Raw genomic sequence first — 21,962 nt, 5'->3', positions numbered from 1 at the left:
CGGTCCCTCGTCGGGCTGCGCGACATGCGTGCCGCCGGGTCTGTACGGGGCGCGCGCCCCGTGCGCAGGATGGCCGGTCTCTCGCCGCGTCGACGGAGCCAAGCGCATGGACCTGATGAACCTTCTGAAGTCCGTGGAGGAACTCCTCTACGAACTCGTCTCCTGGCTCCTGTTCTATCCGCTGACCTTCTGGAGAATCGTCCGCCATCCCATCCGCATGATGGCCTATGCGGAGGCCGAGCTCGCGGCCGACCCGAAGTCGCGCTACGGCGCGGCCCTCAGCCCGCCGATCTTCCTGTTCCTGACCCTTCTCATCGCCCATCTCTTCGAACTGCGCTTCGGCCTGCCGACGCGCGAGCTCACCGGCGCCATGGCCGACCAGCGCAACCTGCTTCTCTTCCGTGCCGTCGTCTTCAGCCTGTTTCCGCTGATGATGGCCGTCCAGCGCGTGCGGCGGCTCGATCAGAAACTGACGCGCGAGACGCTGCGCCCGGCCTTCTACAGCCAATGCTACGCGGCGGGGCCCTTCGCCCTCTCGTTCGATCTCGCCATGACGAGCGTCCGATACGCGACGCCGGAGGCCGTGATGGCGACCGTCGCCATCCTCGGCGCCGGGTTCGTCTGGTATGTCGCGGTCGAGACGCGCTGGTTCGCGCTGCATGCGAGCGTCGGCCACGGAACCGCGTTCCTGCGGGTGCTGGCGACCGTCCTCGTCGGGGCGTTGCTCTTCATCCTGATCGCCCTGGCGATGGCGTCCTTCGTCGCCCCGCTCTGACGCGCCGCGTCGCACCGGGCACGAGACCCCAGGGGCTCTGCAGGCTGCCGCGGGCGTCGGGGCCGCGGTCGGCCCTTTCAGGTCCCGCCTGCCGGCGCGGCCTTGATCCGGCACACGCCGTTCGCCCGCCCCTTGCCCGTGTAGGACACGTCGGGGCTTCCGTCCGGACGGATGGTGAGAGAGATGGTCACCTCGCCCGAGCGCGCCTCGTAATAGTTGTCGTTGAAGCGCCTGAGACGGGCTTCCCGACCGTTGACGAAGATCGGCCCGCCCTCGTCGGCATGAACCTCGATCGCGCCGGGGCAGGTGGCGTTGAAGAAGGGAATGGCGGCCTGTGCACCGCCCGCCGGCAGCACGGCCGCGAAGGCCAGACAGGCGGTCTCGATCGAGCGTCTCATGCCCTCACCTCGCGATCGAAGGACGGTCCCGGGCCGCCATCCTGCTCCCGTTCGACGGGGCCCGCAGGCAAGGCCGGGCAATGCTCGGCGGACCGCGGCGACCCGCCTCCGGCAGGCGGGCCGCCGGAGCGTTTGCGCCGGACGCCCCGCCCGAATGATCCGCGCGCCTCAGATCGGGCCGCTGAACGTGTCGCAGGCCTGGATGTCGCCGCCCTCGAAGCCGCGGCGGAACCAGGCCTGGCGCTGCTGCGAGGAGCCGTGGGTGAAGCTGTCGGGCACGACCGAGCCCTGGCTGCGCTCCTGCAGCGTGTCGTCGCCGATCTGTTCTGCGGCGTTCATGGCCTCGTCGATATCGCCGTCCTCGATATAGCCGGCGGCCTGCGTGTCGTGGGCCCAGATGCCGGCATAGCAGTCGGCCTGCAGCTCGACGCGCACCGACATGGCGTTGGCCTCGCTCTCGCTCATGCGCTGGCGCTGTTCGGCGAAGCGCGGCAGGACGCCGGTGAGGTTCTGCACGTGGTGGCCGACCTCGTGGGCGACGACATAGGCCTGCGCGAAGTCGCCCGGCGAGTTCAGCTGCTCGCGCAGCTGCCGGAAGAAGGACAGGTCGATATAGAGCTTGCGGTCGCCCGGGCAGTAGAAGGGGCCGCTCGCCGCGCCCGCGATGCCGCAGGCGGACTGGACGCGGTTCTCGAAGAGGACGAGCGTCGGGTCGCTATAGGTGGCGCCGGCCGCCTGGAAGCGCTTCGACCAGACGTCCTCGGTATCGGCGAGGACGGTCGCCACGAAATCGTCGGTCTCGTCGGCCGTGCCCTGGACGCCGGGGCCGCTGCGCTGCGCCGTCGTCTGCTGCGCCGGCTCCTCGCCGCCGCCGAGCAGCACCATCGGGTTGATGCCGAAGGCGAACCAGAGGACGAGCGCGACGATGATGAGGCCGATGCCCCCGCCGCCCGCGCGGATGGGAATGCGGAAGCCCCCGCCCCCGCCCCCGATGTCGCCGCCCTGCCCGCGCCGATCCTCGACATTGCTGCTCTGCCTGCGCCCGCGCCAATCCATGACCGCTCTCCGCCCTTCGCATGTCCCTGCAACGGGATATGGCGGGGTTCACGCAAAAGGGAACGGCAGGACGATCCCGCGCGGCGTTGACCGGTCCGGTCCGGTCCGTATGCTGAGAGCGCTTCTCGAGGAGGTCCCTCGCAATGCCAGATCATCCGTCCGAACGCCCATCCCTCGCCGCCCTCGCTGCACGCATCGTCAGCGATCCCGCCATCTGCGGCGGCCGCCCTGTCGTCCGGGGCACGCGGATGCGGGTCGTGGATATCCTCGATCTGCTCTCGGCAGGCGCCACGCGGGCCGAGATCCTCGACGATTTCGACTATCTCAGCGACGAGGATATCAGCGCCGCGCTCGTCTTCGCCGCCGATGCCGTGAATGACGGCACCGTGAAAGCGGCCTGACCGGCACATGTCGTCATCGAAGCGCAACTGCCGCCCAAGCTCGTCCTGCATCTGCGCGCGGTCGGGCATCGCGCCGAACACGTGAACCGTCTCGGCCTCGGCTCGACGTCGGACGTCGCGATCTGGACCTATGCCTGCGAGGCGAAGGCGATCCTGATGCGAAGGATGCCGACTTTCCAGCCCTCGCACGATCGGACGCGTTCGCTGTCCCGGTGGTCTGGGTGCGCATCGGCAACATGCGAAGCGCCGCCCTGCGCGAAGCGATCCTGCGCGCCCTGCCGGATGTGGTGGCGGCAGTGGCGCGGGGCGAGACGGTCGTCGAGATCAGACCGACGCCATTAGCGCCGCCCCGCCCGCATCCGTCAGGAGAAACGCCTCGCCGCAGGCCTTGGCGAGGGTGCGCACGCGCAGGATGTAGCTCTGGCGGTCGATGACCGAAAGGACGCCGCGCGCGTCGAGGAGGTTGAAGACGTGGCTCGCCTTGATCGCCTGGTCGTAGGCGGGCAGCACGCAGCGATGCAGGGCGTTGGCATCGTCGCCCGGCGCGCCGGCGGCGAGCAGCGCGCGGCACTCGCCCTCGGCATCCTCGAAATGGCGGCGCAGCTTGGAGACGTCGGCATATTCGAAATTGTGCCGCGAATATTCCTGCTCGGCCTGCAGGAACACGTCGCCATAGGTCACCTTCTCGGCGCCCTCGCGGCCGTTGAAGTTGAGGTCGTAGACGTTGTCGACATTCTGCACATACATGGCGAGGCGCTCGAGCCCGTAGGTGAGTTCGCCCGCGACCGGCGCGCATTCAATGCCGCAGACCTGCTGGAAATAGGTGAACTGCGAGACCTCCATCCCGTCGCACCAGCACTCCCAGCCGAGGCCCCAGGCGCCGAGCGTCGGGCTTTCCCAGTCGTCCTCCACGAAGCGGATGTCGTGCAGCGCCATGTCGATGCCGATGGCCTTCAGGGAGCCGAGATAGAGCTCCTGCAGGTTCGACGGGTTGGGCTTCAGGATGACCTGATACTGGTAGTAGTGCTGCAGCCGGTTCGGGTTCTCGCCGTAGCGCCCGTCCTTGGGGCGGCGCGAGGGCTGCACATAGGCCGCGTTCCACGGTTTGGGGCCCAGAGCGCGCAGGGTCGTGGCGGGATGGAACGTGCCGGCGCCCACTTCCATGTCGTAGGGCTGCAGCACGACGCAGCCATAGTCGGCCCAGTAGCGGTGCAGCGTCAGGATCAGCGCCTGGAAGGACCGGCGGGGATCCATGTGGGGCTTTGGCTCGGTCATCGCGGCGTCCGTCTCGAGGGGCGAGGCGCCCCGTCCGTCTGTCGTTGCGGGCGAGGTGCCACGCGGCCTTGCCACGGGTCAAGCAGGGCGGAAGCGGAAGGGGCCGCGAGGACCGCTATTCCCTTTCGAGCCGGTAGACGCCGTCCTTGCCGCGCACGAGCGTGCCCTGCGCGCCGCTTCGCGCTTCGGCCTCGGAGCGTCGGTTGCGCTCGACGACGCGCGCCGCGTCGCGCCGCAGCTGCTTGAGGCCGAAGAGCGCGGCGGCGCCCACGAGGCTGAAGAGGAAGAGTTGCGGCATGAGATCGGCCATCGTTGCGTGTCGTCCCCTCACTATAGCGGGGCGCGGGCCCCCGCGTCAGCCCCGCCGGCAGGCCGGGGCGTCGAATGCGTCACAGGCCGTAGCGCGCCCAGACGGCCCGCTCCTCCAGCGTGGCCACGATCTCGCGCGCGGCGCCCGCACCGAGGGACGCCGGATCGAGGCCCGTGAAGGCGCCGGCCCCGCCCCGGCCGCGAAAGCCGAAGAGGCCGCGCGGGGCCCCGATCAGATGCGCCTTGGCCTGCGGCCCGAAGCGGGCCCTGAGATCGCTGCGCAGATCGCCGATCCGGTCGACGAGCCCGAGATCGAGCCCGCGCGCGCCCGACCAAAAGAGGCCGCTGAAGAGCTCGTCGGTCTCGGCGAGCCGGGCGCCGCGCCGCGCCTTCACGAGGTCGATGAAGGTGGCGTGCACGTCGAGCTGCAGCGTCTTCAGGTGCTCCACGTCCTCCGCGCGCTCGGGCAGGAAGGGGTCGAGCGTCGCCTTGTTGCGCCCGGCCGTGTGCAGCCGGCGCTCGATGCCGAGCTTGCCGATGGCCTCCACGAAGCCGAAGGACCCGGAGACGACGCCGATCGAGCCGACGATGGACGAGGGGTCGGCGACGATCTCGTCGCCCGCGCAGGCGATCATGTAGCCGCCCGAGGCCGCCACGTCCTCGACATAGACGATGACCGGCCGGCCGTGCTCCTCGGCGAGATCGCGGATGCGGCGATGGATGAGGCGGGACTGCACGGGCGATCCGCCCGGCGAGTTGACGATGATGGCGACCGCCGGCGCGCCCTTGACGGCGAAGGCCTTCTCCAGCGGCCCGGCGACGCTCGACAGCGAGAGCGTGGAGCGCAGGGGGCCGCCGGTGGCGAGAATCGCCCCCGTCATGCGCACGGTCGGGATGCGCAGCTCGGTCTTGCGGAAGCGCTTGGGAAGGAGGCGGCGCAGGCGGTTGGACAAGATCGGAGGCCTTCGAGTTCGAGCGGGATGTCGCGCCTTCGCATGTAAGCGCGGCGCTCCGCTTCGCAACGGCCGGCGGCCATCGGCCACGGAGCTCAGCGCGCGCAGCCGATCTCGGCCATGATCGCCCGCACCTCGTCGAGCGAGCCGCAGACGATCTCGCAGGGGATGCCGTCCCCGTCGCGGTCGGCGCCGGGAAGGCGCCCGGCGCACCAAGCGATCACCGCCTCGCGGCAGTCCGCGTAGTCCTTGCAGGCGGCCATGGCCGGGGAAACGGCGGCTGCGAGCAAGAATGCAATCATAGGTAGCGGTAAAAGGCGCATGAGATTTCGACCACCGGATGTATAGGACTGAGATGCCACTACGATCCGGAGAACTGTCAGACAAGCGCCGCGTCGCGGGTGCGACAAGCGATCACGGGCGCACCTTCCGCTCAAGAGAAGCTCTCTACCGAGACTTGCGTTCTTCGTCGTCGTTCTGGCCTTCGTCACGCCGTCAGCGTGCCGATCCCGACCGTCCCCGCCGCGATGCCGTCGGCGAAAACGCTCGGCCGGCCGGCCTCGCCTGCGAGGAAGCGCGGCCTCTCCACGCTCGAGGGCGCGCGCGAGCCGCGCCGCGCGGTGAGGACGAGGCGGATCGCCGGCCGTTCGGGCGCGGGGTGGACGGGCGTCAGCGCCAAGGCGCCGAACCGGCCCTCGCAAGCGGAAAGAACCGTGCCGAGGACGGCCGGCGGCAGGATCGCGGCAAGCCCGCCGCCATGGCGCAGGAGCGCGGCGGCGACCGCGAACCAGCGCGCGAGCGCCTGCGGGTCGGGAGAGGCGAGCGCGGCGGCGCGCAAGGGGTCGGGCGAGCGGCGATGCGCGGCGCCGTAGAAGGGCGGATTCGTCGCGGCGAGATCGAAGCCGCCGTCCGACAGGCCGGCTGCCTCGCGGGCGGGCCTTGGCAGCGTCAGGTCCGCCTCCACGACGTCGATCCGCCCGGCAAGCGCGGCGTTGGCGGAAAGGGCGAGGGTGAAGCGCGCGCAGGCGGCCATTTCGGGCTCGCGCTCGACCAGCGTCACGCGCAGGGCCGGAGCCCGCGCGGCGGCGGCAAGGCCGACGGCGCCCGCGCCCGCGCCCAGATCGACGAGCCGCCCCGTCGCGGCCCTCGGGATCGCGGCGGCGAGGAGAAGCGCGTCGAGCCCCGATCGGTAGCCATGTCCGCGCGGCTGCACGAGATGGAACCGCCCGCCGTAGAAGGAGTCCTCGCTCGTCGCCCCGCCGGGGCCGACCGGAGCCTCCGGCCGCGCCTCGCCCTCAGACGAGCTCATGGCCGAGTTCGGCGTCGCGCAGGAGGCGGCGGGCCTGCTCCAGATGGTCGCCGTCCACGAGGACGCGCCGCGGCAGGGCGCCGATCGAGCCGTCCAGGATGCTCATGTGGACATCGGCGACGAAATGGGGGATCTGCGCGTCGTTGAGCAGCGCGTCCACGAAGGATATGAGGACGGCGTCGTTGGAGCGCGTGAGTTCGAGCATCGCGTCTTCGTCTCCAAGGATCCCGCGAGGCCGGCACGCGAGAGGTCGCCACCCTCGTTCGGCGGGCTCGGCGAGCATAGGGCTTGCGGGCGGCGCCGTGCAGCCATAGGCAGCGGAAAAGATGCGTCGGGGCCGCGACGCGGGGCCGCGCGGGCTTCCACTCCCGGTGCCGGGCGCCATGTTGGTGTCGGGACGGCCGCAGGGCGGGCGCCAGCCCAGGGAAAACACAGGGATGCAAGGATGGTGAGCGTAGCCAGCCCGGTCAGGCAGAGCGAATCGCGGGGCTCGATCGAGCCGATCCTCGCGGTGACCGCACCCGACATGAAGCGGGTGAACGACCTGATTCTGGCCATGGCCGGCTCCAATGTCGCGCTGATCCCGGAGATCGCCGAGCATCTCATCGCCTCGGGCGGCAAGCGCCTGCGGCCGATGCTGACGATCGCCTCGGCCATCGCCTGCGGCTACACGGGCGAGGCGCATGTGAAGCTCGCCGCGAGCGTCGAGTTCATGCACACGGCGACCCTCCTCCATGACGACGTGGTGGACGAGAGCGACCTGCGCCGCGGCTCCAAGACCGCGCGCACCATCTGGGGCAACCAGGCGAGCGTCCTCGTCGGCGATTTCCTGCTCGGCCAGGCCTTCAAGATGATGGTGGAGGTCGGCTCGCTGACGGCGCTCGCCATCCTCTCCTCGGCCTCCGCGGTGATCGCCGAGGGCGAGGTGTGGCAGCTCTCCGCCGCCAAGCGCATGACGACGAGCGAGGCGGACTATCTCGCCGTCATCGACGCCAAGACCGCCGCGCTCTTCGCGGCCGCCGCCGAAGTCGGCCCGGTCGTCGCCGGCTCGCCCGAACCGGTGCGCGCGGCGATGCGCGACTACGGCCGCAGCCTCGGCCTCGCCTTCCAGCTCGTGGACGACGCGCTCGACTACGGCGGCTCGGCCGCCGATCTGGGCAAGAACACCGGCGACGACTTCCGGGAGGGCAAGCTCACGCTTCCCGTCATCCTGGCCTATCAGGCCGGCAACGACGAGGAGCGCGCCTTCTGGCAGGGCGCCATGGAGGGCGGGCGCAACGACGATGCCGCGCTCCTGCGCGCCACCGCGCTGATGCGCCGCCACGGCACGCTGGAGGCCACGATCGAGCGCGCGCGCCATTACGGCGAGAAGGCGCGCGAGGCGGCCGCCAGCCTGCCGCGCTCGCCGAGCCGCGAGGCGCTTCTCTCGGTCGTCGATTTCTGCATCGATCGCGTCTCCTGACCACGCCCGTCGGGCCGGTCGGCGCTTGAGCGGGCCCGGACGCCTTGTCGCGGGCGCCACGCCAGGCCGCAAAACCGTCACGGTGACGGTCCATCGGGTTGACGATGGGACATTTTAGGGGCCCCCTCCCCGCCAGGACGGGTCTGCCGGCGCAGGGCGCGGACAGGCCTTCGCCCGCACCGGGTTCCGCCAGGAGACAACAGATCGTGACGACCTCGACGCTCAGCCGCCTTCTTGCCGGGATCGCGCTCATGGCCCTCGCCTCCGGCCCGGCCTTCGCGGCGGCCGGCGCGGCGGCGCAGACCTCCAAGCCGGCGGACCCCACGCTCCAGACGCGTTCGCTCGCCGGCGCCTATCTGGCGGCGAAATCCGCCCAGCTCGGCGGCGACACGCAGGAGGCCACCGCCTTCTTCAGCCAGGCGCTGACGCTCGACCCGACCTCGCAGGTGCTGCAGCAGGACGCGATGTTCGCTTTCCTCGCCGACGGGCGCTTCAAGGAGGGCGCCGAACTCGCCGCCAAGCTGCGCGACGACAGCGAGGCCGGCAAGGTGGCGCGCATGACGCTCGGCGTCGACGCGCTCGCGCGCGGCGACCACTCCGCCGCCATCGCCCAGCTCGATATTCCGAACCCGAGCGATCTCGACCGCCTCCTCGTCTCGCATCTCATGTCCTGGGCCGATCTCGGCGACAAGCGGCCGGACGAGGCGCTCTCGCGCATCGACGAGCTGGACGGCGTCGCCTGGTATCCGATCTTCAACCAGTATCAGAAGGGCCTCCTCGCCGAGGTCGCGGGCCGGCCGGAGGTCGCCAAGACGGCCTATGCCGCCGTCGTCGCCGACCGGCAGGGCGCGCAGACCTCGCCCGACGCCTATCTCGCCGCCATCGAGGGTCTGGCGCGGATCGAGGCGCGCGCCGACGACAAGACGGCCGCGCTGAAGACGCTCGCCACCGGCCTCGAACTCGCCCCGCGCTACGACCCGCTGCTCGCGCTGAAGGCCGACATCGAGGCCGGCCGGCCCGTGGAGCCGACGCTGACCAGCGTGAAGGAGGGCGCGGCCGAGACGCTCTACATCCTCGGCCAGGCGATCAATCGCGGCGACGGCCAGCAGGTGGCGCTGCTCTACTTCCAGCTCGCCCGCGCCCTCGACCCCGCCTCCCCCGCGCTCCTGACCGCGCTCGCCGGCATCGCCGAGCGCGGCGAGCGGCTGGACGTCGCCATCGCCTACTATGCGCAGATCCCGGAGACCTCGCCCTATCACCGCACGGCCGAGCTGCAGACCGGGCTCGACCTCTGGTATGCCGAGCGCAAGGACGAGGCGAAGGCGCATCTGAACAAGGCCGTCGCCGACTATCCCGACGACATCCAGGCCCATACCGCGCTCGCCGACGTGCTCGCCGCCGACAAGGACTACAAGGGCGCGTCCGTCGCGCTGGACCGGGCCATCGCGCTTTCCGAGCCGGTCGACCCGACCGACTGGAACCTCTATTACCAGCGCGGCATCGCCTTCGAGCGGCAGAAGATGTGGCCGAAGGCGGAAGCGGACCTGAAGAAGGCGCTGGAACTCTCGCCCGACCAGCCCTCGGTGCTGAACTATCTCGGCTATTCCTGGGTCGACATGGGGATGAATCTCGACGAGGGGCTGAACATGATCCGCAAGGCCGTGGATCTGCGTCCGAACGACGGCTACATCATCGATTCGCTCGGCTGGGCCTATTACCGCCTCGCCCGCTTCGACGACGCCGTCTCCGAGCTCGAGCGCGCCGTCCTCATCAATCCCGTCGACCCGACCATCAACGACCACCTGGGCGACGCCTACTGGCAGGTCGGGCGCAAGCGCGAGGCCCGCTTCCAGTGGAACCGCGCGCTCGTCGGCGACCCGAAGCCCGAGGCCGAGGCGATCATGAAGATCCAGGCCAAGCTGAAGGACGGGCTGACGCCCGACGCCGCCGGCGAGGCCAAGGCGGCGCCGGCCCCGGCCGACAAGCGCGCGGACGGCGGCGCCGCCGCACCCGCCGAGACCGTCCCGGCCAAGCCCGCCTCGACGCTGCAATAGGCCGGCCATGGACGCGCTCCCGCCGGCCCGGCGCCTGCGGGCGCCCGCCAAGGTCAATCTCGCGCTGCACGTCACCGGAAGGCGCGGGGACGGCTACCATCTCCTCGACAGTCTCGTCGTCTTCGCGAAGGCCGGCGACGAGCTCGCGATCCGCCCCGGCACCGGGACGGACGACCGCGTGAGCGTCCGCGGCCCCTTCGCCGCGCAGGTGCCGGAGGGCCGGGACAATATCGTGGCGCGGGCGGTCGACGCGGCGCGCCGCGTGCTGCGCGCGGCCGGACGCGACCTGCCCCCGCTCGACGTCACCCTCGACAAGCGCCTGCCGGTCGCCTCCGGCATCGGCGGCGGCTCGGCGGATGCGGCCGCCGTCCTCGCCTATGCCGGCGACCATGCGCCCGCGTGCCGCGCGGCGCTGGCCGAGGCCGGCCTGGCGCTCGGTGCCGACGTGCCGATGTGCCTTGCCGGCCGCCCCTGCCGCGTGCGCGGCATCGGCGAGATCGTCGAGCCGCTGGCGGCGATGCCGCAGCTTCCGCTCCTCCTCGCCAATCCCGGCATCGCCGTCTCGACGCCCGCCGTGTTCCGGGGGCTCGCGCAGCGCGAGAATCCGCCGCTGCCGGACCTGCCGGCCGCGGGCTTCTCAAGCCCGGCCGAACTCGCCGCCTATCTCCGGGCCACGCGCAACGACCTCGAAGCCGCAGCCCTCGCGCTCGCGCCCGACATCGCCCGCGTGACGGACGCGCTCCTCGGCGAGGGGGCGCTCTTCGCCCGCATGTCCGGCTCGGGCGCGAGCGTCGCCGCACTGTTCGGGACGGCGCAGGCCGCGTCCGCCGCGCGCGCCGCGCTCGCCGCGCGCCATCCCGGCTGGTGGCTCTGCGAGAGCGAACCGGCCCTTTCGCCCTCCCGCATCGGAGCGACGGCATGACCGCGGACCGCCCCTTCATCCCCCTTTCCATCGCCATCCTCACCGTGTCCGACACGCGCCGGCCGGAGGACGACCGCTCGGGCGACACGCTGGTGGAGCGCCTCGGCGAAGCCGGCCATCGCCTCGCCGACCGCGCGATCGTGCCCGACGACGTCGAGGCGATCCGCGCGCGGGTGACGGCCTGGACGCTGACCCCGCAGATCGACGTCGTCATCACCACCGGCGGCACCGGCTTCACCGGGCGCGACGTGACGCCCGAGGCGCTCGAGCCGCTCTTCGAGAAGCGCATGGACGGGTTCTCCGCCATCTTCCACCGCATCTCCTTCGAGAAGATCGGCGTCTCCACCATCCAGTCGCGCGCGACGGGCGGCGTGATGAACGCGACCTTCGTCTTCGTGCTGCCGGGCTCGCCCGGCGCCTGCCGCGACGGCTGGGACCTCATCCTGAAAGCCCAGCTCGACTATCGCCACCGGCCCTGCAATTTCGTCGAGATCATGCCGCGCCTCGACGAGCACCTGCGGCGCGGCGGCCTCTCGGCCTGAGCTTCGGCCATAAGGAGGCGGCCCTCATGCGACCCGACCGCCGGCGCGCCGCCGGCCTTGCCGCCCTCGCCGCCCTCGGCCTCGCGCTGACGGTCTCCAATCCGATCGCCACCAGCGCGGCGCGCTACAATGGCGAGATCGCCGCCAGCGCTTCCGCGCTCTACGGCTCGCTGCGCGTCGCCAATTCGATGATGAGCATCGTCAAGGACGCCGATATCGGCGGGTCCGCCCTCGTCGCCAATCTCAGCGCCAGCCCCGGCCAGGCGCTGGAGCCGGTGACGGACACGATCGAGCGCATGGCCGACTTTCTCTTCGCGATGGTCGTCGTCGCCGGCCTCCTCACCGTGCTCCTGAAACCCGCCGCAACGCTCGGCGCGGCGCTGATGGCCCTGTGTGCCGGCGCCCTCGCGCTTCTCGCGCTCGCCGGGCGCGAGAGGGAGGGCGCGCCTCGCCGGGCCCTGCGCGCCGGCCTCTCGCTCGGCCTTCTCGCCGGCCTCCTCGTTCCCGCCGCCTATGGCGCGGCCTTCGCGGCCGGAGACGCGATGACCGCGCAGGCCTGGGGACGGGCGACGGCCGTCTTCGAGCGCCTGTCGGGAGACTATGGCGGAGCGATCGAGGAAAGCGTCGCGCCGCCCGTCGCCGCGCCACCCGTGCCGAGCGCGCCGGCCGAGGCCGAGGACGGCGCGCTCGGCACGATCGCCTCCGGCCTTGCCTCCGCCTATCGGCGGTCCAGCGAGGCGCTGAGCGGCACGGCGGCGGCGGCGCGCGACTTCGCGACCTCCATCCCCGACCGGATTGCCCGAAACGCGCTCGCCGTGCGCGACGGGCTGGAGATCGCCGCCGATCTCTTTCAGGCCTGCATCGCCATCGCCACCGCGACGCTGGTAAAACTCGTCGTGCTGCCGCTGGCGATCATCCTCTCCGTCCTGTGGATCGCCCGCCGGGCGATGACGGCGCCGCTCGTCGTGACGCCGCGTCTCGGGGATGCGGATGCCGGGCGAGAACACGCAATCGACGCGCCGCCGAGCCCGAGACGCCTGCCGCCGGATTAGGGCGGGGCGGGACGATCCGTTCCGCCCGCGAGGCTCGAACGCGACCTATCGCGCGCGGGGGCGGATCTATCTCGCGCGGGGGCGGATCTCGGCGCCGAGCCGTTCGGCGGCCACGCCGCGGGCGGCGGTCTCAAGGTCGCGGGCCGTGCGCGCGAGGCCGATCGCCTGCGCCTTGGGCAGGAGAAGGCCGTCGCCCAGCGCCCGCCGACCGCCGACGAGGCGTTTGAGAAAGCCGGGCCGGTCGCCGCGCGCGGGCGAGAAGCGCGCGGCCGGCACGCGGCCCCGGCCGAGGCCGACCCGCTCGACATGCTCCACCACGGCCTCGATCCAGCCGGTCTTCAGCCGTGCGCCCGGCTCCAGGAAGAGCAGCCACTCGCCACGGCTCCCCTCGATGCTGGCCCGGAAGGCCGCCCCGTCGGCCACGCGGCAGCCGGCATGATCGGCCACCCTGCGCGCGCCCGCCTCCATGCCGCGATCGAACAGAACGACCTCGCGAACGAGCCCGTCCACCGCGCCGGGCACGAGCGCGGCAAGGCTCAGCGCCAGTGCTTCGTCTTCGGGCCCGCAGTCCAGGAATACGCTGAGCATCCCGCCGCTCTAGCCGATGGCGCAGGGCTTGACCAGCGCGGCGCGAACCCCCACGTTTGTTCTTGTCTTGTTCTCTTTCGTGCTTTAGGACTTTGGTCACGAGTTTCCGAAGCACTCTGCGAAAGGTGTCCCATGCAGGACGTCCAACTGGCAGATCGGGCCGCTTTCGCGGCCGGCGGCGGCGTCGACGTCGCCAATCACATCTTGAACGAGGCGGGCCTGCGGGTCGGGCTGTCGCGGGCGCGCGGCCGGGGCGCGGGTCTCAACCCGAGCGGACGCTTCGAGCCCTTCGGCCGGCGCAGCTTCGACGACGGCTGGGAGACGCTGGAGGACCTGCCCCCCTTCAAGACGGAGGTGCAGGTCGAGAAGCCCAAGACCATCGTCACCCGCAACGCTTCGCCGGACATTTCCTTCGATCGGTCCGTGAACCCCTATCGCGGCTGCGAGCACGGCTGCGTCTACTGTTTCGCGCGGCCGACCCACGCCTATATGGGCCTCTCCGCCGGGGTCGATTTCGAGGCCAAGCTCTTCGCCAAGCCGAACGCGGCCGAACTGCTGGAGCGCGAGATCTCCAAGCCCGGCTATGTCGTGCGCTCCATCGCCATCGGCACCAACACCGATCCGTACCAGCCGATCGAGAAGAACTGGCGCATCATGCGCGAGGTCTTGGAAGTGCTGGAGGCGGCGAACCATCCGGTCGGCATCGTGACGAAATCCGCGCTCGTCACGCGCGACATCGACATCCTGTCGCGCATGGCGGCCAAGGGGCTGGCGAAGGTCGCGCTCTCGGTGACGACGCTCGACCGGCGCCTCGCCCGCGCCATGGAGCCGCGCGCCGCCACGCCCTCGCGCCGCCTCGACGCGGTGAAGACGCTGACCGAGGCGGGCATCCCGACCATGGTGATGACGGCGCCCATCATTCCGGGCCTCACCGATTCGGAGATTGAGCGCCTGCTCGATGCGGCCAAGGTCGCCGGCGCGCGCGAGGTCGGCTACGTGCTCCTTCGCCTGCCGCTGGAGGTCTCGCCGCTCTTCAAGGACTGGCTGCTGCGCCACTATCCCGACCGCTACCGCCACGTCCTGTCGCTCCTGCGCTCCATGCGCGGCGGCAAGGACTACGACGCCGAATGGGGCAAGCGCATGCGCGGCACGGGGCCTTACGCAATGCAGATCCACCGCCGTTTCGAACTCGCGGCCAAGCGCCTCGAACTGAATCTCGAGCGCACCAAGCTGCGCACCGACCTGTTCCGCGCACCGAAGGGCGCCGGCGTGCAGCTCTCACTGCTCTGAGGGGCTCGGACAGGGTGTCCTCGCCCGCGGGGTCTGTCGGGGCAGGCCGGCGCGGCGCGGCCCATGGTTCGGCTCGGCCGCGGCCATCGACAGTCGCATTCCTGTCCGCGTCCCCGTGGCAGGACGGGCCGTCCGGCGCTCCCGTGCGCCGGACGGCTTGAGGAGGATCGGAGAATGCGCGAGTCTCGCCGCACGATGGCTCGCCGTTCCTCCGATTCTCCCGTGTCCCTCTCCGCCCCTGCGCCCGGCGCTTCGCGGGCTGCGCCGAGGCGCCGCCCCGATGCGCGCGCAGCCAGAGCGGGGCCGGATTTCAGCCGCGAGGCGGCGCTGCTGGCGGCCGGCGCGCGCGCCGTCGCCGGGATCGACGAGGCGGGGCGCGGGCCGCTGGCCGGTCCCGTCGTCGCCGCGGCCGTGGTGCTCCAGGAGGATGCGGTTCCCGCAGGGCTCGACGATTCCAAGGCGTTGACGGCGCCCGAGCGCGAGCGGCTCTTCGCCGAGATCCTCGCGCGGGGCCGCGTGTCCTTCTCGGCGGCAAGTCCGGCGGAGATCGATCGCCTCAATATCCGCGGCGCGACGCTCCTCGCCATGCGCCGCGCACTGGCAGGCCTTGCCGAGACGCCCTGCCATGCGATCATCGACGGGCGCGACGTGCCGGCCGGGCTTGCCTGCCGCGGGCAGGCTCTGGTCTCCGGCGACGCGCTTTCCCTCTCCGTCGCCGCGGCCTCGATCGTGGCCAAGGTGATGCGCGACCGCATGATGCGGCGCGCCTGTCTCACCTATGCCGGCTACGGATTCTCGCGCCATATGGGCTACGGCACGCCCGAGCATCTCGACGCGCTGCGCCGTCTCGGCCCCTGCCCCATCCATCGCCGCAGCTTCGCGCCGCTTCGCCTGGATCTCCTGTCGGGGCTCTGAGCGCGCTGGCCGTAACTGGCTCTGCCGACCCGGCGAACGGGGCTCGTGCGCTCACGACGGCCGTGGTTGACGGCCTTGGAATACCCATCCCAAACGCAAGACGGGCCGCATGGCGGCCCGTGAAGCATGTAGAACGGAGCGCGCGGCCTCAGTTGAGGCGGCTGCGCACTTCCTGGATGGAACGCTCGACCATCTGGGCGCCCATGTCGCCCGAGCCGCGCTCGGCGATGATCCGGCCGGCCGCGGCGACGGCGATGTCGACGGCGGAGGAGCGGACCTCGGCGATGGCGTCGCTCTCGGCCTGGGCGATCTTGGTCTCGGCCATGGCGGTGCGGCGGGCGACGTAGTCCTCGGTCTTCTGCCGGGCTTCCACCAGCATCATCTCGGCCTCGCGGCGTGCGCCCTCGACGATCTGGCGCGCCTCGTCCTCGGCGGCCTTGCGGCGACGCTGGAACTCGGCGAGCTGACGCTTGGACTCCTCCTTCGCCTCGCGGGCCTCCTCGAGGTCGCGGCGGATGGTGGAGGAACGCTGGTCGAGCGCCTTCGCCATGATCTTCGGCGCGCGGAAATAGACCACGATGGCGAAGAAGGCGAGGAGGCCGATGAAGGCCCAATCGGAATTGGTCATGGGATCCCCCTCAGCTGCGGACGGACTGGACGGCGGCGGCGACGTCCTGGCGCGAGACGTCGAGGCCGGCGACGGCCTTCAGGATCGTCTCGGCCGCCTCTTCGGCGATGGTGCCGACATCGGCGAGCGCGCGGGTCTTGATCTCGGCGACGCGCGCCTGCGCCTCGTCGAGACGGGTGTTGAGCTCGCCCTCCAGGCGGGCGCGTTCGGCCTCGCTCGTGGCGCGAATCTCGTCGCGGGTCTGGAGAACGGTCTTGTGCGAACGGTCGCGGGCCTCGGCGAGCTCCTGCTCGTAGGCGGCCTGCGCGGCGTCGGCCTCGGCCCTCATCTGCTCGGCGGCATTGAGGTCGAGCGCGATGCGGTCGCGGCGGTTCTCGATCGTGCCACCGATACGGGGCAGGACGAGGCGCTTCATGACGAGGTAGAAGATGCCGAAGGTGATGGCGAGCCAGAGGAGCTGCGACGGGAAGAACTCCGTCGACATGGGCGGGAAGCCGCCCTCGCCGTGCTCGACCTGGACGGTCTCGCCGTGCAGGCCTGCCGCGCCCGATTCCACCGGGGGCACGTTCGGGTCGGCGACAGGCGCGTGATCCTGTGCGGAAGCGGTGGTCACGAGGAAGGACAAGCCCGGTATCTCCATTCAGCTGATCCGGCCGCCCGCGAGGGCGACCGGATCGACAATCCAATCAGCGGATGCGGCTCTTAGACGAAGAGCAGCAGCAGCGCGATGAGGAGCGAGAAGATGCCGAGCGCTTCCGTCACGGCGAAGCCGAAGATGAGGCGGCCGAACTGGCCGTCGGCAGCCGACGGGTTGCGCAGGGCGCCCGACAGGTAAGAGGCGAACATGTTGCCGAGGCCGAGGGCCGTGCCGGCCATGCCGAAACAAGCGAGACCTGCGCCGATGTAGCGTGCGGCTTCTGCGTCCATGGGGAAACTCCTTGAGATGGGCTGGATCGTGCGTCTTTGGATTCGCGACGGCGGCCGCGAAGGCGAAGGCTCAATGGTGCGGATGGACCGCATCGTTGAGGTACATGCAGGTCAGGATCGCGAAGACATAGGCCTGCAGGAAGGCGACGAGGAACTCGAGCGCCGTGATCGCCACCGTCATGATCAACGGCAGGATCGCGCCAACGACGCCGGCGATGCCGAGCGAGCTCAGCGTCACGACGAAGCCCGCGAAGACCTTCAGCGTGATGTGGCCCGCCAGCATGTTGGCGAAGAGACGAACGGAGAGGGAGACGGGGCGCGAGATGAAGGAGATGATCTCGATCAGCACCACGAAGGGCAGGATCACGCCCGGCACGCCCGAGGGCACGAAGAGCTTGAACCAGGAGAGCCCGTGCTTGGCGATACCGTAGATGACGACGGTGAGGATGACCGTCATCGCCAGCGCGAAGGTGACGATGATGTGGCTCGTCACCGTGAAGAAGTAGGGCACCATGCCAAGGAGATTGGCGGTGAGGATGAACATGAAGAGCGAGAAGACGAGCGGGAAGAACTTCATTCCCGAAGAGCCCGCCGAATCCCGGAGCATGTTGGCGATGAACTCGTAGGAGATCTCGCCCACCGACTGCAGGCGCGACGGCACGAGGGCGCGCGCTCCGGTCGAGTAGTAGAGGAAGGCCGTGGCGACGGCGACGGTCGCCACCATGAACAGGGCCGAATTGGTGAAGGAGAAGTCGAGACCGCCGATTTCGATCGGGACGATCCGGGAAATCTGGAACTGGTGAATCGGATCGGTGGGATCGGTAGCCAAGCTGTCGGGTCCTTCGCTGCGAATTCTAGCACCCCCGGCGAGCGCCACGCTGGCAATAGCGTCATGATCGGAGGATCGCAACACCCGGCGGCGCTCTTTTGGCCGCAGTCAGGGCGCTTTTATGCGTCGGTCCCCGGCGCGGGCGGCGGGCCCTTCTTCCCGCCCGGCCGAACGCTGCGCATGACGTTGAGCACGCCCGCGGCGAAGCCGAACATGAGAAGCACGATGAGCCCGAAGGGCGCGGTGCCCGCCACATAGTCGATGGCGTAGCCGATGCCGGCGCCCACGAGGACGCCGGCGATGAACTCGCTGGCGAGCTTCAGCCCCTCGGCCATGCCGCGCATGCTGCCGCCGGGCTGCCCGGCGCCGGGCGGCACGGGCTGGCGGCGGCGCTGCTCGGCGATCTTGCGCGCCAGCGCCTCGCGGCGCGCGGCAAGTTCCGAATCGGACAGCGGCCCGCCCTCTTCGGGCGCGCCGCTGTCGTCTGTCGGGGGTCCGGCGCTCATCGCGCCGGACCGGTGTGTCGTCGGGATGGGATCACGTGTCGTTCCGCTCCGCCTTCGCCAGGCTGCGGCTCTTCAGGAGGCTGGCCACCGTGGTGACGACCAGGATACCGACGATGACCATCAGCGACTGCTCGATCTCGATATGCATCCAACCGGGCACCTCGATCGGCTGGCCGCCGTTGAGGAAGGGCAACGTGTTCGCCTCCACGGCATGGACGATCAGCTTGAGGCCGATGAAGGCGAGGATCAGCGACAGGCCGATGCCGAGATAGACGAGCCGGTCGAGGAGTCCGCCGATCAGGAAGTAGAGCTGCAGCAGACCCAGAAGCGCGAAGGCGTTGGCCGTGAAGACGATGTAGGGCGCATCGGTCAGACCGTAGATCGCGGGGATGGAATCCAGCGCGAAGAGCAGGTCCGTCATGCCGAGGGCGATGATGACGATGAACATCGGCGTGAAGAAGCGCTTGCCGTTCTCGACGACCGTCAGCGCGTTGCCGCGGAAGTCGCTCGTCGTGGGCAGATGCCGCTGGAAATATTTCACCAGCGCGTTGGGCTCGTATTCCTCGTCGGTCGACTTGCCGTGCTTGAGGCTTTCCACGACCAGCTTCCAGGCCGTCCACAGAAGGAAGAGGCCGAAGAGGTAGAAGACCCAGGAGAAGCGCTCGATGGCGGCCGCGCCGAGGGCGATGAAGATGCCGCGCATGACGAGCGCGATGACGATGCCGATCAGCAGCGCCTTCTGCTGATAGGCCCTCGGCACCATGAAGCTCTTCATGATGATGACGAAGACGAAGAGATTGTCGACCGAAAGGCTTTTCTCGGTGATGAAACCGGCAATATATTCGACGCCGTGATCGCGATCCCAGAAATACCAGACTCCCACGCCGAAGAGCATGGCGAGCGTCATGTAGAATGTGGACCAGATCGCAGCTTCCTTGAAGCTCGGCTCATGTGGCTTGCGGACATGCGTCAGGAAGTCGAAGACGAAGAGGGCCGCGATGGCGCCGATCGTCGCCAGCCAGACCCATGTCGGCACGACATCCGGCGATATGCCCGTGACGGCGGTCTGCGCCGTGGCTTCCGATAGCGTTTGGTCCAACAATGCCTCCTTCGCGCGGGATCGCCCGATCCCTGTCTCTTCGATTGGACGCCCGGCCTTCCTGCGGTCCCGAAACGTCGTTTTCTCCGCCTCGAACCTTCGGGTCGTAGCGCCCCCGGCGGCCCGGCGGGGCGGCGCTTAAATGTGGATGCCCCGTAATGTTTGAAAGAGCCGCGCCGCGCCGTTCGCGCGGGATCGGCGCGTCATCGTCCGTGGTCGGCGCTGCCCGTGCGGCGACGGCCACGAGGCGGACTCGCCTTTAACCCCGTATTTCCAGTCGGTTGACCGTAATTGCTTCGCGAGGCTTGGCGTCGGGCAGTGCCAACGCCAAGCCATCGCCCCAATTGCCGGAATGGACCTTCGACAGGGGCCCAAGTCGCTGCATTCAAACACGTTTTCTCGCAGGCCGCCGATCGCGCGCCTGCACCATTCCGCGCTTCGCCACGCGCGTCTATCACGACTACGTGATGGCGCGAGGGTGGGGCCTCGCCACACCGCCCCGGCCGGCGAGGCGTCCAGTTCTTCAGGCCTTCGACAGGGTTTCCAGAAGGGCGGAGAAGTCCCGCCCCCTGCCCCCGGCCTCGACGAAGCGGGCGTAGACGTCGCGCGCATGGGCCCCGAGCTCGGTCGAAGCGCCGGCGGACGCGGACGCCTCCTGCGAGAGCGTCAGGTCCTTCAGCATCAGTTCGGCGGCAAAGCCCGGCTTGTAGCCGTTGTCGGCCGGCGACTGCGGCCCGACGCCCGGTGCCGGGCAATAGGTGTTGAGCGACCAGCAGGCGCCGGACGAGGTGGAGGCCACGTCGAACAGCGCCTGACGGTCGAGGCCCAGCCGGTCGGCGAGGTGGAAGCCTTCGCAGACCGCCACCATCGAAATGCCGAGGATCATGTTGTTGCAGATCTTCGCCGCCTGCCCCGCGCCCGCCGCGCCGCAATGGACGATGCGCTTGCCCATCGCCTCCAGGATCGGCCGCCCGGCCTCGAAATCCGCCGCCTCGCCGCCGACCATGAAGGTGAGCGTTCCGGCCGCCGCCCCGCCCGTGCCGCCGGAGACCGGCGCGTCGAGCGGGCGAAGGCCGGCCGCGCGGGCCGCCTCCTGCACGTGGCGCGCGCTCTCCACGTCGATGGTCGAGCAGTCGATCAGGAGCGTTCCGGGCGCGGCGGCGGCGAGGACGCGCGCATGGACGTCGCGCACGATGGCGCCGTTCGGCAGCATGGTAACGACGGCCTCGGCGCCCGCCACCGCCTCTTCCGGGCCGGCGCGCGTCGGCACCCCCTCGATCGTCGCCGCAGCGGCGTCGAAGCCCCGGACGTCGTGGCCGGCGGCGATCAGGTTTCGCGCCATCGGCGCGCCCATGTTGCCAAGGCCGATGAAGGCGATCCTCATGGCGTATCCTCCCATTGCAGTTCGTCCGCCCCCAGCGGGCGCAGCATGGCCGCGCCCTTCGTCTCGTCGAACCCGTCCAGCGCGTCGGCCCAGCGGGGCTTGCGGTCCTTGTCGATGACGACCGCGCGGATGCCCTCCTGCAGGTCGCCCTCGGACTGGCTGCGATGGGTGAAGCGGTACTCGGTCCCGAGCGCGGCCTCGATCGTCGGCGTCTCGCGCACCGTGCGCACCAGCGCGAGCGTCGCGGCCAGGGAAAGCGGCGAGGCGGCGCGGATCGCGGACAGCGCCTCGGCGGCGAAGGGCTCGGCGCTCGCCTCCACTCCCGCGACGATCTCGCGGAGCGTCGGGGCGCGGAAGATCGCGTCGATCCGCGACCGCAAGGGCGCCAGCCGGTCGGGTCCGGGCGGAACGGCGAAGGATGCGATGCGGGCGGGGTCGCCCGTCTCGCAGAGCGTGCGCTTGAGCGCCTCGAGCCGCTCGGCCGGCACCTCGACATCGGCAAAGCCCGTGGCGATCGCTTCCGCCGCCTTCATGCGCCAGCCGGTGAGGCCGAGGAACTCGCCGAGGCGCCCGGGCGCGGTCGCCAGAATCAGCGAGCCGCCGACATCCGGCACGAGGCCGATGGCGCATTCGGGCATGGCGAGCGTCGAGCGTTCGGTAACGATGCGGTGGCTGCCATGCGCCGAGAGGCCGACGCCCCCGCCCATGGTGATGCCGTCCATCACCGCGACATAGGGCTTGGGATAGCGGGCGATGGCCCGGTTCAGGCGATATTCCTCGACCCAGAAGCGGCGGGCCGGCTCGAAGCCCGCGGTCGCCGTCGATTCGTAGACCTGCCGCAGGTCGCCGCCGGCGCAGAAGGCGCGTTCCCCAGAAGCGTCGATGAGGACGAGATCCACCCCCGCGTCGTCGCGCCAGTCGTCGAGCGCGCGCATGATCGGGCCGACCATCGCAGCGTTCAGCGCGTTGAGGGCCTTCGGGCGGTTCAGCGTGATTCGTCCCGCGCGGCCCTCGACGCGGACGAGAACGTCCGGCTCGCTCATGCCGGGACTCCCGAAGAGCCGATGGAGAGAGAGACCGCTGCCGACTGCCGGGCGAGGCCCGGCGGCGCGGCCGGCGGGTCCGAACGCTCGGGCGTCGGCCGACGCTCGGGTTTCAGCATGTCCTGCAAGGGCGCCTCCCGGTCGCGGTTCCAGCCGCCCGGCCGGCCTCCCCCGGCCGACCGTGCCTGCAAGGCTTAAGAGGGCGCGGCGGCGCCATCAAGCCCGGCGCGCTGCGACCATGGGCG

General features: G+C 70.5%; 26 protein-coding genes. 9 read left to right on the top strand and 17 right to left on the bottom strand.

From position 1 onward, the window contains the following. Nucleotides 1–106: 106 nt before the first annotated feature. Nucleotides 107–775, top strand: coding sequence for a hypothetical protein (locus ASG48_RS00880; RefSeq protein WP_055843916.1), 669 nt, complete (start codon nucleotides 107–109; stop codon nucleotides 773–775). A gap of 77 nt (nucleotides 776–852) precedes the next feature. On the opposite strand, the gene ASG48_RS00875 is transcribed toward ASG48_RS00880, so the two are convergent. Beyond that, nucleotides 853–1,173, bottom strand: coding sequence for a hypothetical protein (locus ASG48_RS00875; RefSeq protein WP_055843915.1), 321 nt, complete (start codon nucleotides 1,171–1,173; stop codon nucleotides 853–855). Nucleotides 1,174–1,341: 168 nt separating this feature from the next. Next, entirely contained in the window at nucleotides 1,342–2,229 is an 888-nt protein-coding gene (locus ASG48_RS00870) for a neutral zinc metallopeptidase (protein WP_055843913.1), read from the bottom strand. Between the two features lie 143 nt (nucleotides 2,230–2,372). On the opposite strand from ASG48_RS00870, the gene ASG48_RS00865 reads away from it, so the two are divergent. Continuing rightward, nucleotides 2,373–2,630, top strand: a complete 258-nt coding sequence (locus tag ASG48_RS00865) for a DUF433 domain-containing protein (protein WP_055843911.1) — start codon at nucleotides 2,373–2,375, stop codon at nucleotides 2,628–2,630. 324 nt (nucleotides 2,631–2,954) lie between these two features. Here the strand turns inward: ASG48_RS00865 and ASG48_RS00860 are convergent, their stop codons facing one another. From ASG48_RS00860 to ASG48_RS00840, 6 genes are all read right to left on the bottom strand, one after another. Continuing rightward, nucleotides 2,955–3,905: a glycine--tRNA ligase subunit alpha gene (locus ASG48_RS00860; protein WP_082529151.1), complete on the bottom strand. Its 951-nt coding sequence runs from the start codon at nucleotides 3,903–3,905 to the stop codon at nucleotides 2,955–2,957. Between the two features lie 115 nt (nucleotides 3,906–4,020). Next, complete coding sequence (locus ASG48_RS00855) at nucleotides 4,021–4,215, bottom strand: hypothetical protein (RefSeq protein WP_055843906.1); 195 nt, start codon at nucleotides 4,213–4,215, stop codon at nucleotides 4,021–4,023. 79 nt (nucleotides 4,216–4,294) lie between these two features. Beyond that, nucleotides 4,295–5,167, bottom strand: a complete 873-nt coding sequence (locus ASG48_RS00850) for a S49 family peptidase (RefSeq protein ID WP_055843905.1) — start codon at nucleotides 5,165–5,167, stop codon at nucleotides 4,295–4,297. A gap of 95 nt (nucleotides 5,168–5,262) precedes the next feature. Then, nucleotides 5,263–5,457 (bottom strand): hypothetical protein, encoded by a 195-nt coding sequence (locus tag ASG48_RS17765; protein WP_156381389.1) that lies wholly within the window; start codon nucleotides 5,455–5,457, stop codon nucleotides 5,263–5,265. Nucleotides 5,458–5,654: 197 nt separating this feature from the next. After that, nucleotides 5,655–6,476: a methyltransferase gene (locus tag ASG48_RS00845; protein ID WP_055843902.1), complete on the bottom strand. Its 822-nt coding sequence runs from the start codon at nucleotides 6,474–6,476 to the stop codon at nucleotides 5,655–5,657. Then, nucleotides 6,463–6,681: a DUF2007 domain-containing protein gene (locus ASG48_RS00840; RefSeq protein WP_055843901.1), complete on the bottom strand. Its 219-nt coding sequence runs from the start codon at nucleotides 6,679–6,681 to the stop codon at nucleotides 6,463–6,465. The genes ASG48_RS00845 and ASG48_RS00840 overlap by 14 nt, the downstream gene beginning before the upstream one ends. A gap of 240 nt (nucleotides 6,682–6,921) precedes the next feature. On the opposite strand from ASG48_RS00840, the gene ASG48_RS00835 reads away from it, so the two are divergent. The 5 genes from ASG48_RS00835 (at nucleotide 6,922) to ASG48_RS00815 (ending at nucleotide 12,508) form a co-directional block, all read left to right on the top strand. Then, entirely contained in the window at nucleotides 6,922–7,938 is a 1,017-nt protein-coding gene (locus ASG48_RS00835) for a polyprenyl synthetase family protein (RefSeq protein WP_055843899.1), read from the top strand. A gap of 206 nt (nucleotides 7,939–8,144) precedes the next feature. Then, nucleotides 8,145–9,992, top strand: coding sequence for a tetratricopeptide repeat protein (locus ASG48_RS00830; protein WP_244486676.1), 1,848 nt, complete (start codon nucleotides 8,145–8,147; stop codon nucleotides 9,990–9,992). A gap of 7 nt (nucleotides 9,993–9,999) precedes the next feature. Then, nucleotides 10,000–10,914: a 4-(cytidine 5'-diphospho)-2-C-methyl-D-erythritol kinase gene (locus ASG48_RS00825; RefSeq protein ID WP_055843897.1), complete on the top strand. Its 915-nt coding sequence runs from the start codon at nucleotides 10,000–10,002 to the stop codon at nucleotides 10,912–10,914. Then, nucleotides 10,911–11,456, top strand: coding sequence for a molybdenum cofactor biosynthesis protein B (gene moaB / locus ASG48_RS00820; RefSeq protein WP_055843895.1), 546 nt, complete (start codon nucleotides 10,911–10,913; stop codon nucleotides 11,454–11,456). Before ASG48_RS00825 ends, moaB begins: the two co-directional genes overlap by 4 nt. A gap of 26 nt (nucleotides 11,457–11,482) precedes the next feature. Further along, entirely contained in the window at nucleotides 11,483–12,508 is a 1,026-nt protein-coding gene (locus tag ASG48_RS00815) for a hypothetical protein (RefSeq protein ID WP_055843894.1), read from the top strand. Between the two features lie 66 nt (nucleotides 12,509–12,574). Here ASG48_RS00815 and ASG48_RS00810 read toward each other — a convergent pair whose 3' ends face one another. Then, on the bottom strand, nucleotides 12,575–13,096 hold the full coding sequence (locus tag ASG48_RS00810; RefSeq protein WP_055843892.1) for a hypothetical protein: 522 nt from the start codon (nucleotides 13,094–13,096) through the stop codon (nucleotides 12,575–12,577). Nucleotides 13,097–13,228: 132 nt separating this feature from the next. On the opposite strand from ASG48_RS00810, the gene ASG48_RS00805 reads away from it, so the two are divergent. Together ASG48_RS00805 and ASG48_RS00800 are read left to right on the top strand one after the other, a co-directional pair. After that, on the top strand, nucleotides 13,229–14,386 hold the full coding sequence (locus ASG48_RS00805) for a PA0069 family radical SAM protein (protein ID WP_055843891.1): 1,158 nt from the start codon (nucleotides 13,229–13,231) through the stop codon (nucleotides 14,384–14,386). Nucleotides 14,387–14,608: 222 nt separating this feature from the next. Next, a complete protein-coding gene (locus ASG48_RS00800; protein ID WP_244486675.1) occupies nucleotides 14,609–15,301 on the top strand; it encodes a ribonuclease HII in 693 nt (230 codons plus the stop codon). Between the two features lie 148 nt (nucleotides 15,302–15,449). Here the strand turns inward: ASG48_RS00800 and ASG48_RS00795 are convergent, their stop codons facing one another. From ASG48_RS00795 to ASG48_RS00760, 8 genes are all read right to left on the bottom strand, one after another. Further along, nucleotides 15,450–15,929, bottom strand: a complete 480-nt coding sequence (locus ASG48_RS00795; RefSeq protein ID WP_055843889.1) for a F0F1 ATP synthase subunit B — start codon at nucleotides 15,927–15,929, stop codon at nucleotides 15,450–15,452. A 10-nt stretch (nucleotides 15,930–15,939) separates the two neighbouring features. Next, nucleotides 15,940–16,554, bottom strand: coding sequence for a F0F1 ATP synthase subunit B (locus tag ASG48_RS00790; protein ID WP_244486673.1), 615 nt, complete (start codon nucleotides 16,552–16,554; stop codon nucleotides 15,940–15,942). Between the two features lie 77 nt (nucleotides 16,555–16,631). Beyond that, nucleotides 16,632–16,856 (bottom strand): F0F1 ATP synthase subunit C, encoded by a 225-nt coding sequence (locus ASG48_RS00785; RefSeq protein ID WP_055843887.1) that lies wholly within the window; start codon nucleotides 16,854–16,856, stop codon nucleotides 16,632–16,634. Nucleotides 16,857–16,926: 70 nt separating this feature from the next. Beyond that, the gene (locus ASG48_RS00780) at nucleotides 16,927–17,685 is read right to left on the bottom strand and encodes a F0F1 ATP synthase subunit A (protein ID WP_055843885.1); all 759 of its coding nucleotides are present in this window, start codon (nucleotides 17,683–17,685) and stop codon (nucleotides 16,927–16,929) included. 119 nt (nucleotides 17,686–17,804) lie between these two features. Continuing rightward, nucleotides 17,805–18,191 (bottom strand): AtpZ/AtpI family protein, encoded by a 387-nt coding sequence (locus ASG48_RS00775; protein ID WP_055843882.1) that lies wholly within the window; start codon nucleotides 18,189–18,191, stop codon nucleotides 17,805–17,807. Between the two features lie 31 nt (nucleotides 18,192–18,222). Next, nucleotides 18,223–19,290: a TerC family protein gene (locus ASG48_RS00770; RefSeq protein WP_244486672.1), complete on the bottom strand. Its 1,068-nt coding sequence runs from the start codon at nucleotides 19,288–19,290 to the stop codon at nucleotides 18,223–18,225. Between the two features lie 523 nt (nucleotides 19,291–19,813). Continuing rightward, complete coding sequence (gene mmsB / locus ASG48_RS00765) at nucleotides 19,814–20,674, bottom strand: 3-hydroxyisobutyrate dehydrogenase (protein ID WP_055843880.1); 861 nt, start codon at nucleotides 20,672–20,674, stop codon at nucleotides 19,814–19,816. Beyond that, the gene (locus tag ASG48_RS00760; RefSeq protein WP_055843879.1) at nucleotides 20,671–21,717 is read right to left on the bottom strand and encodes an enoyl-CoA hydratase/isomerase family protein; all 1,047 of its coding nucleotides are present in this window, start codon (nucleotides 21,715–21,717) and stop codon (nucleotides 20,671–20,673) included. Before ASG48_RS00760 ends, mmsB begins: the two co-directional genes overlap by 4 nt. Nucleotides 21,718–21,962: the final 245 nt, after the last annotated feature.

The organism is Aurantimonas sp. Leaf443, assembly GCF_001425575.1.
Lineage (GTDB): Bacteria > Pseudomonadota > Alphaproteobacteria > Rhizobiales > Rhizobiaceae > Leaf443.
This window is presented reverse-complemented; position numbering and strand designations above follow the sequence as displayed.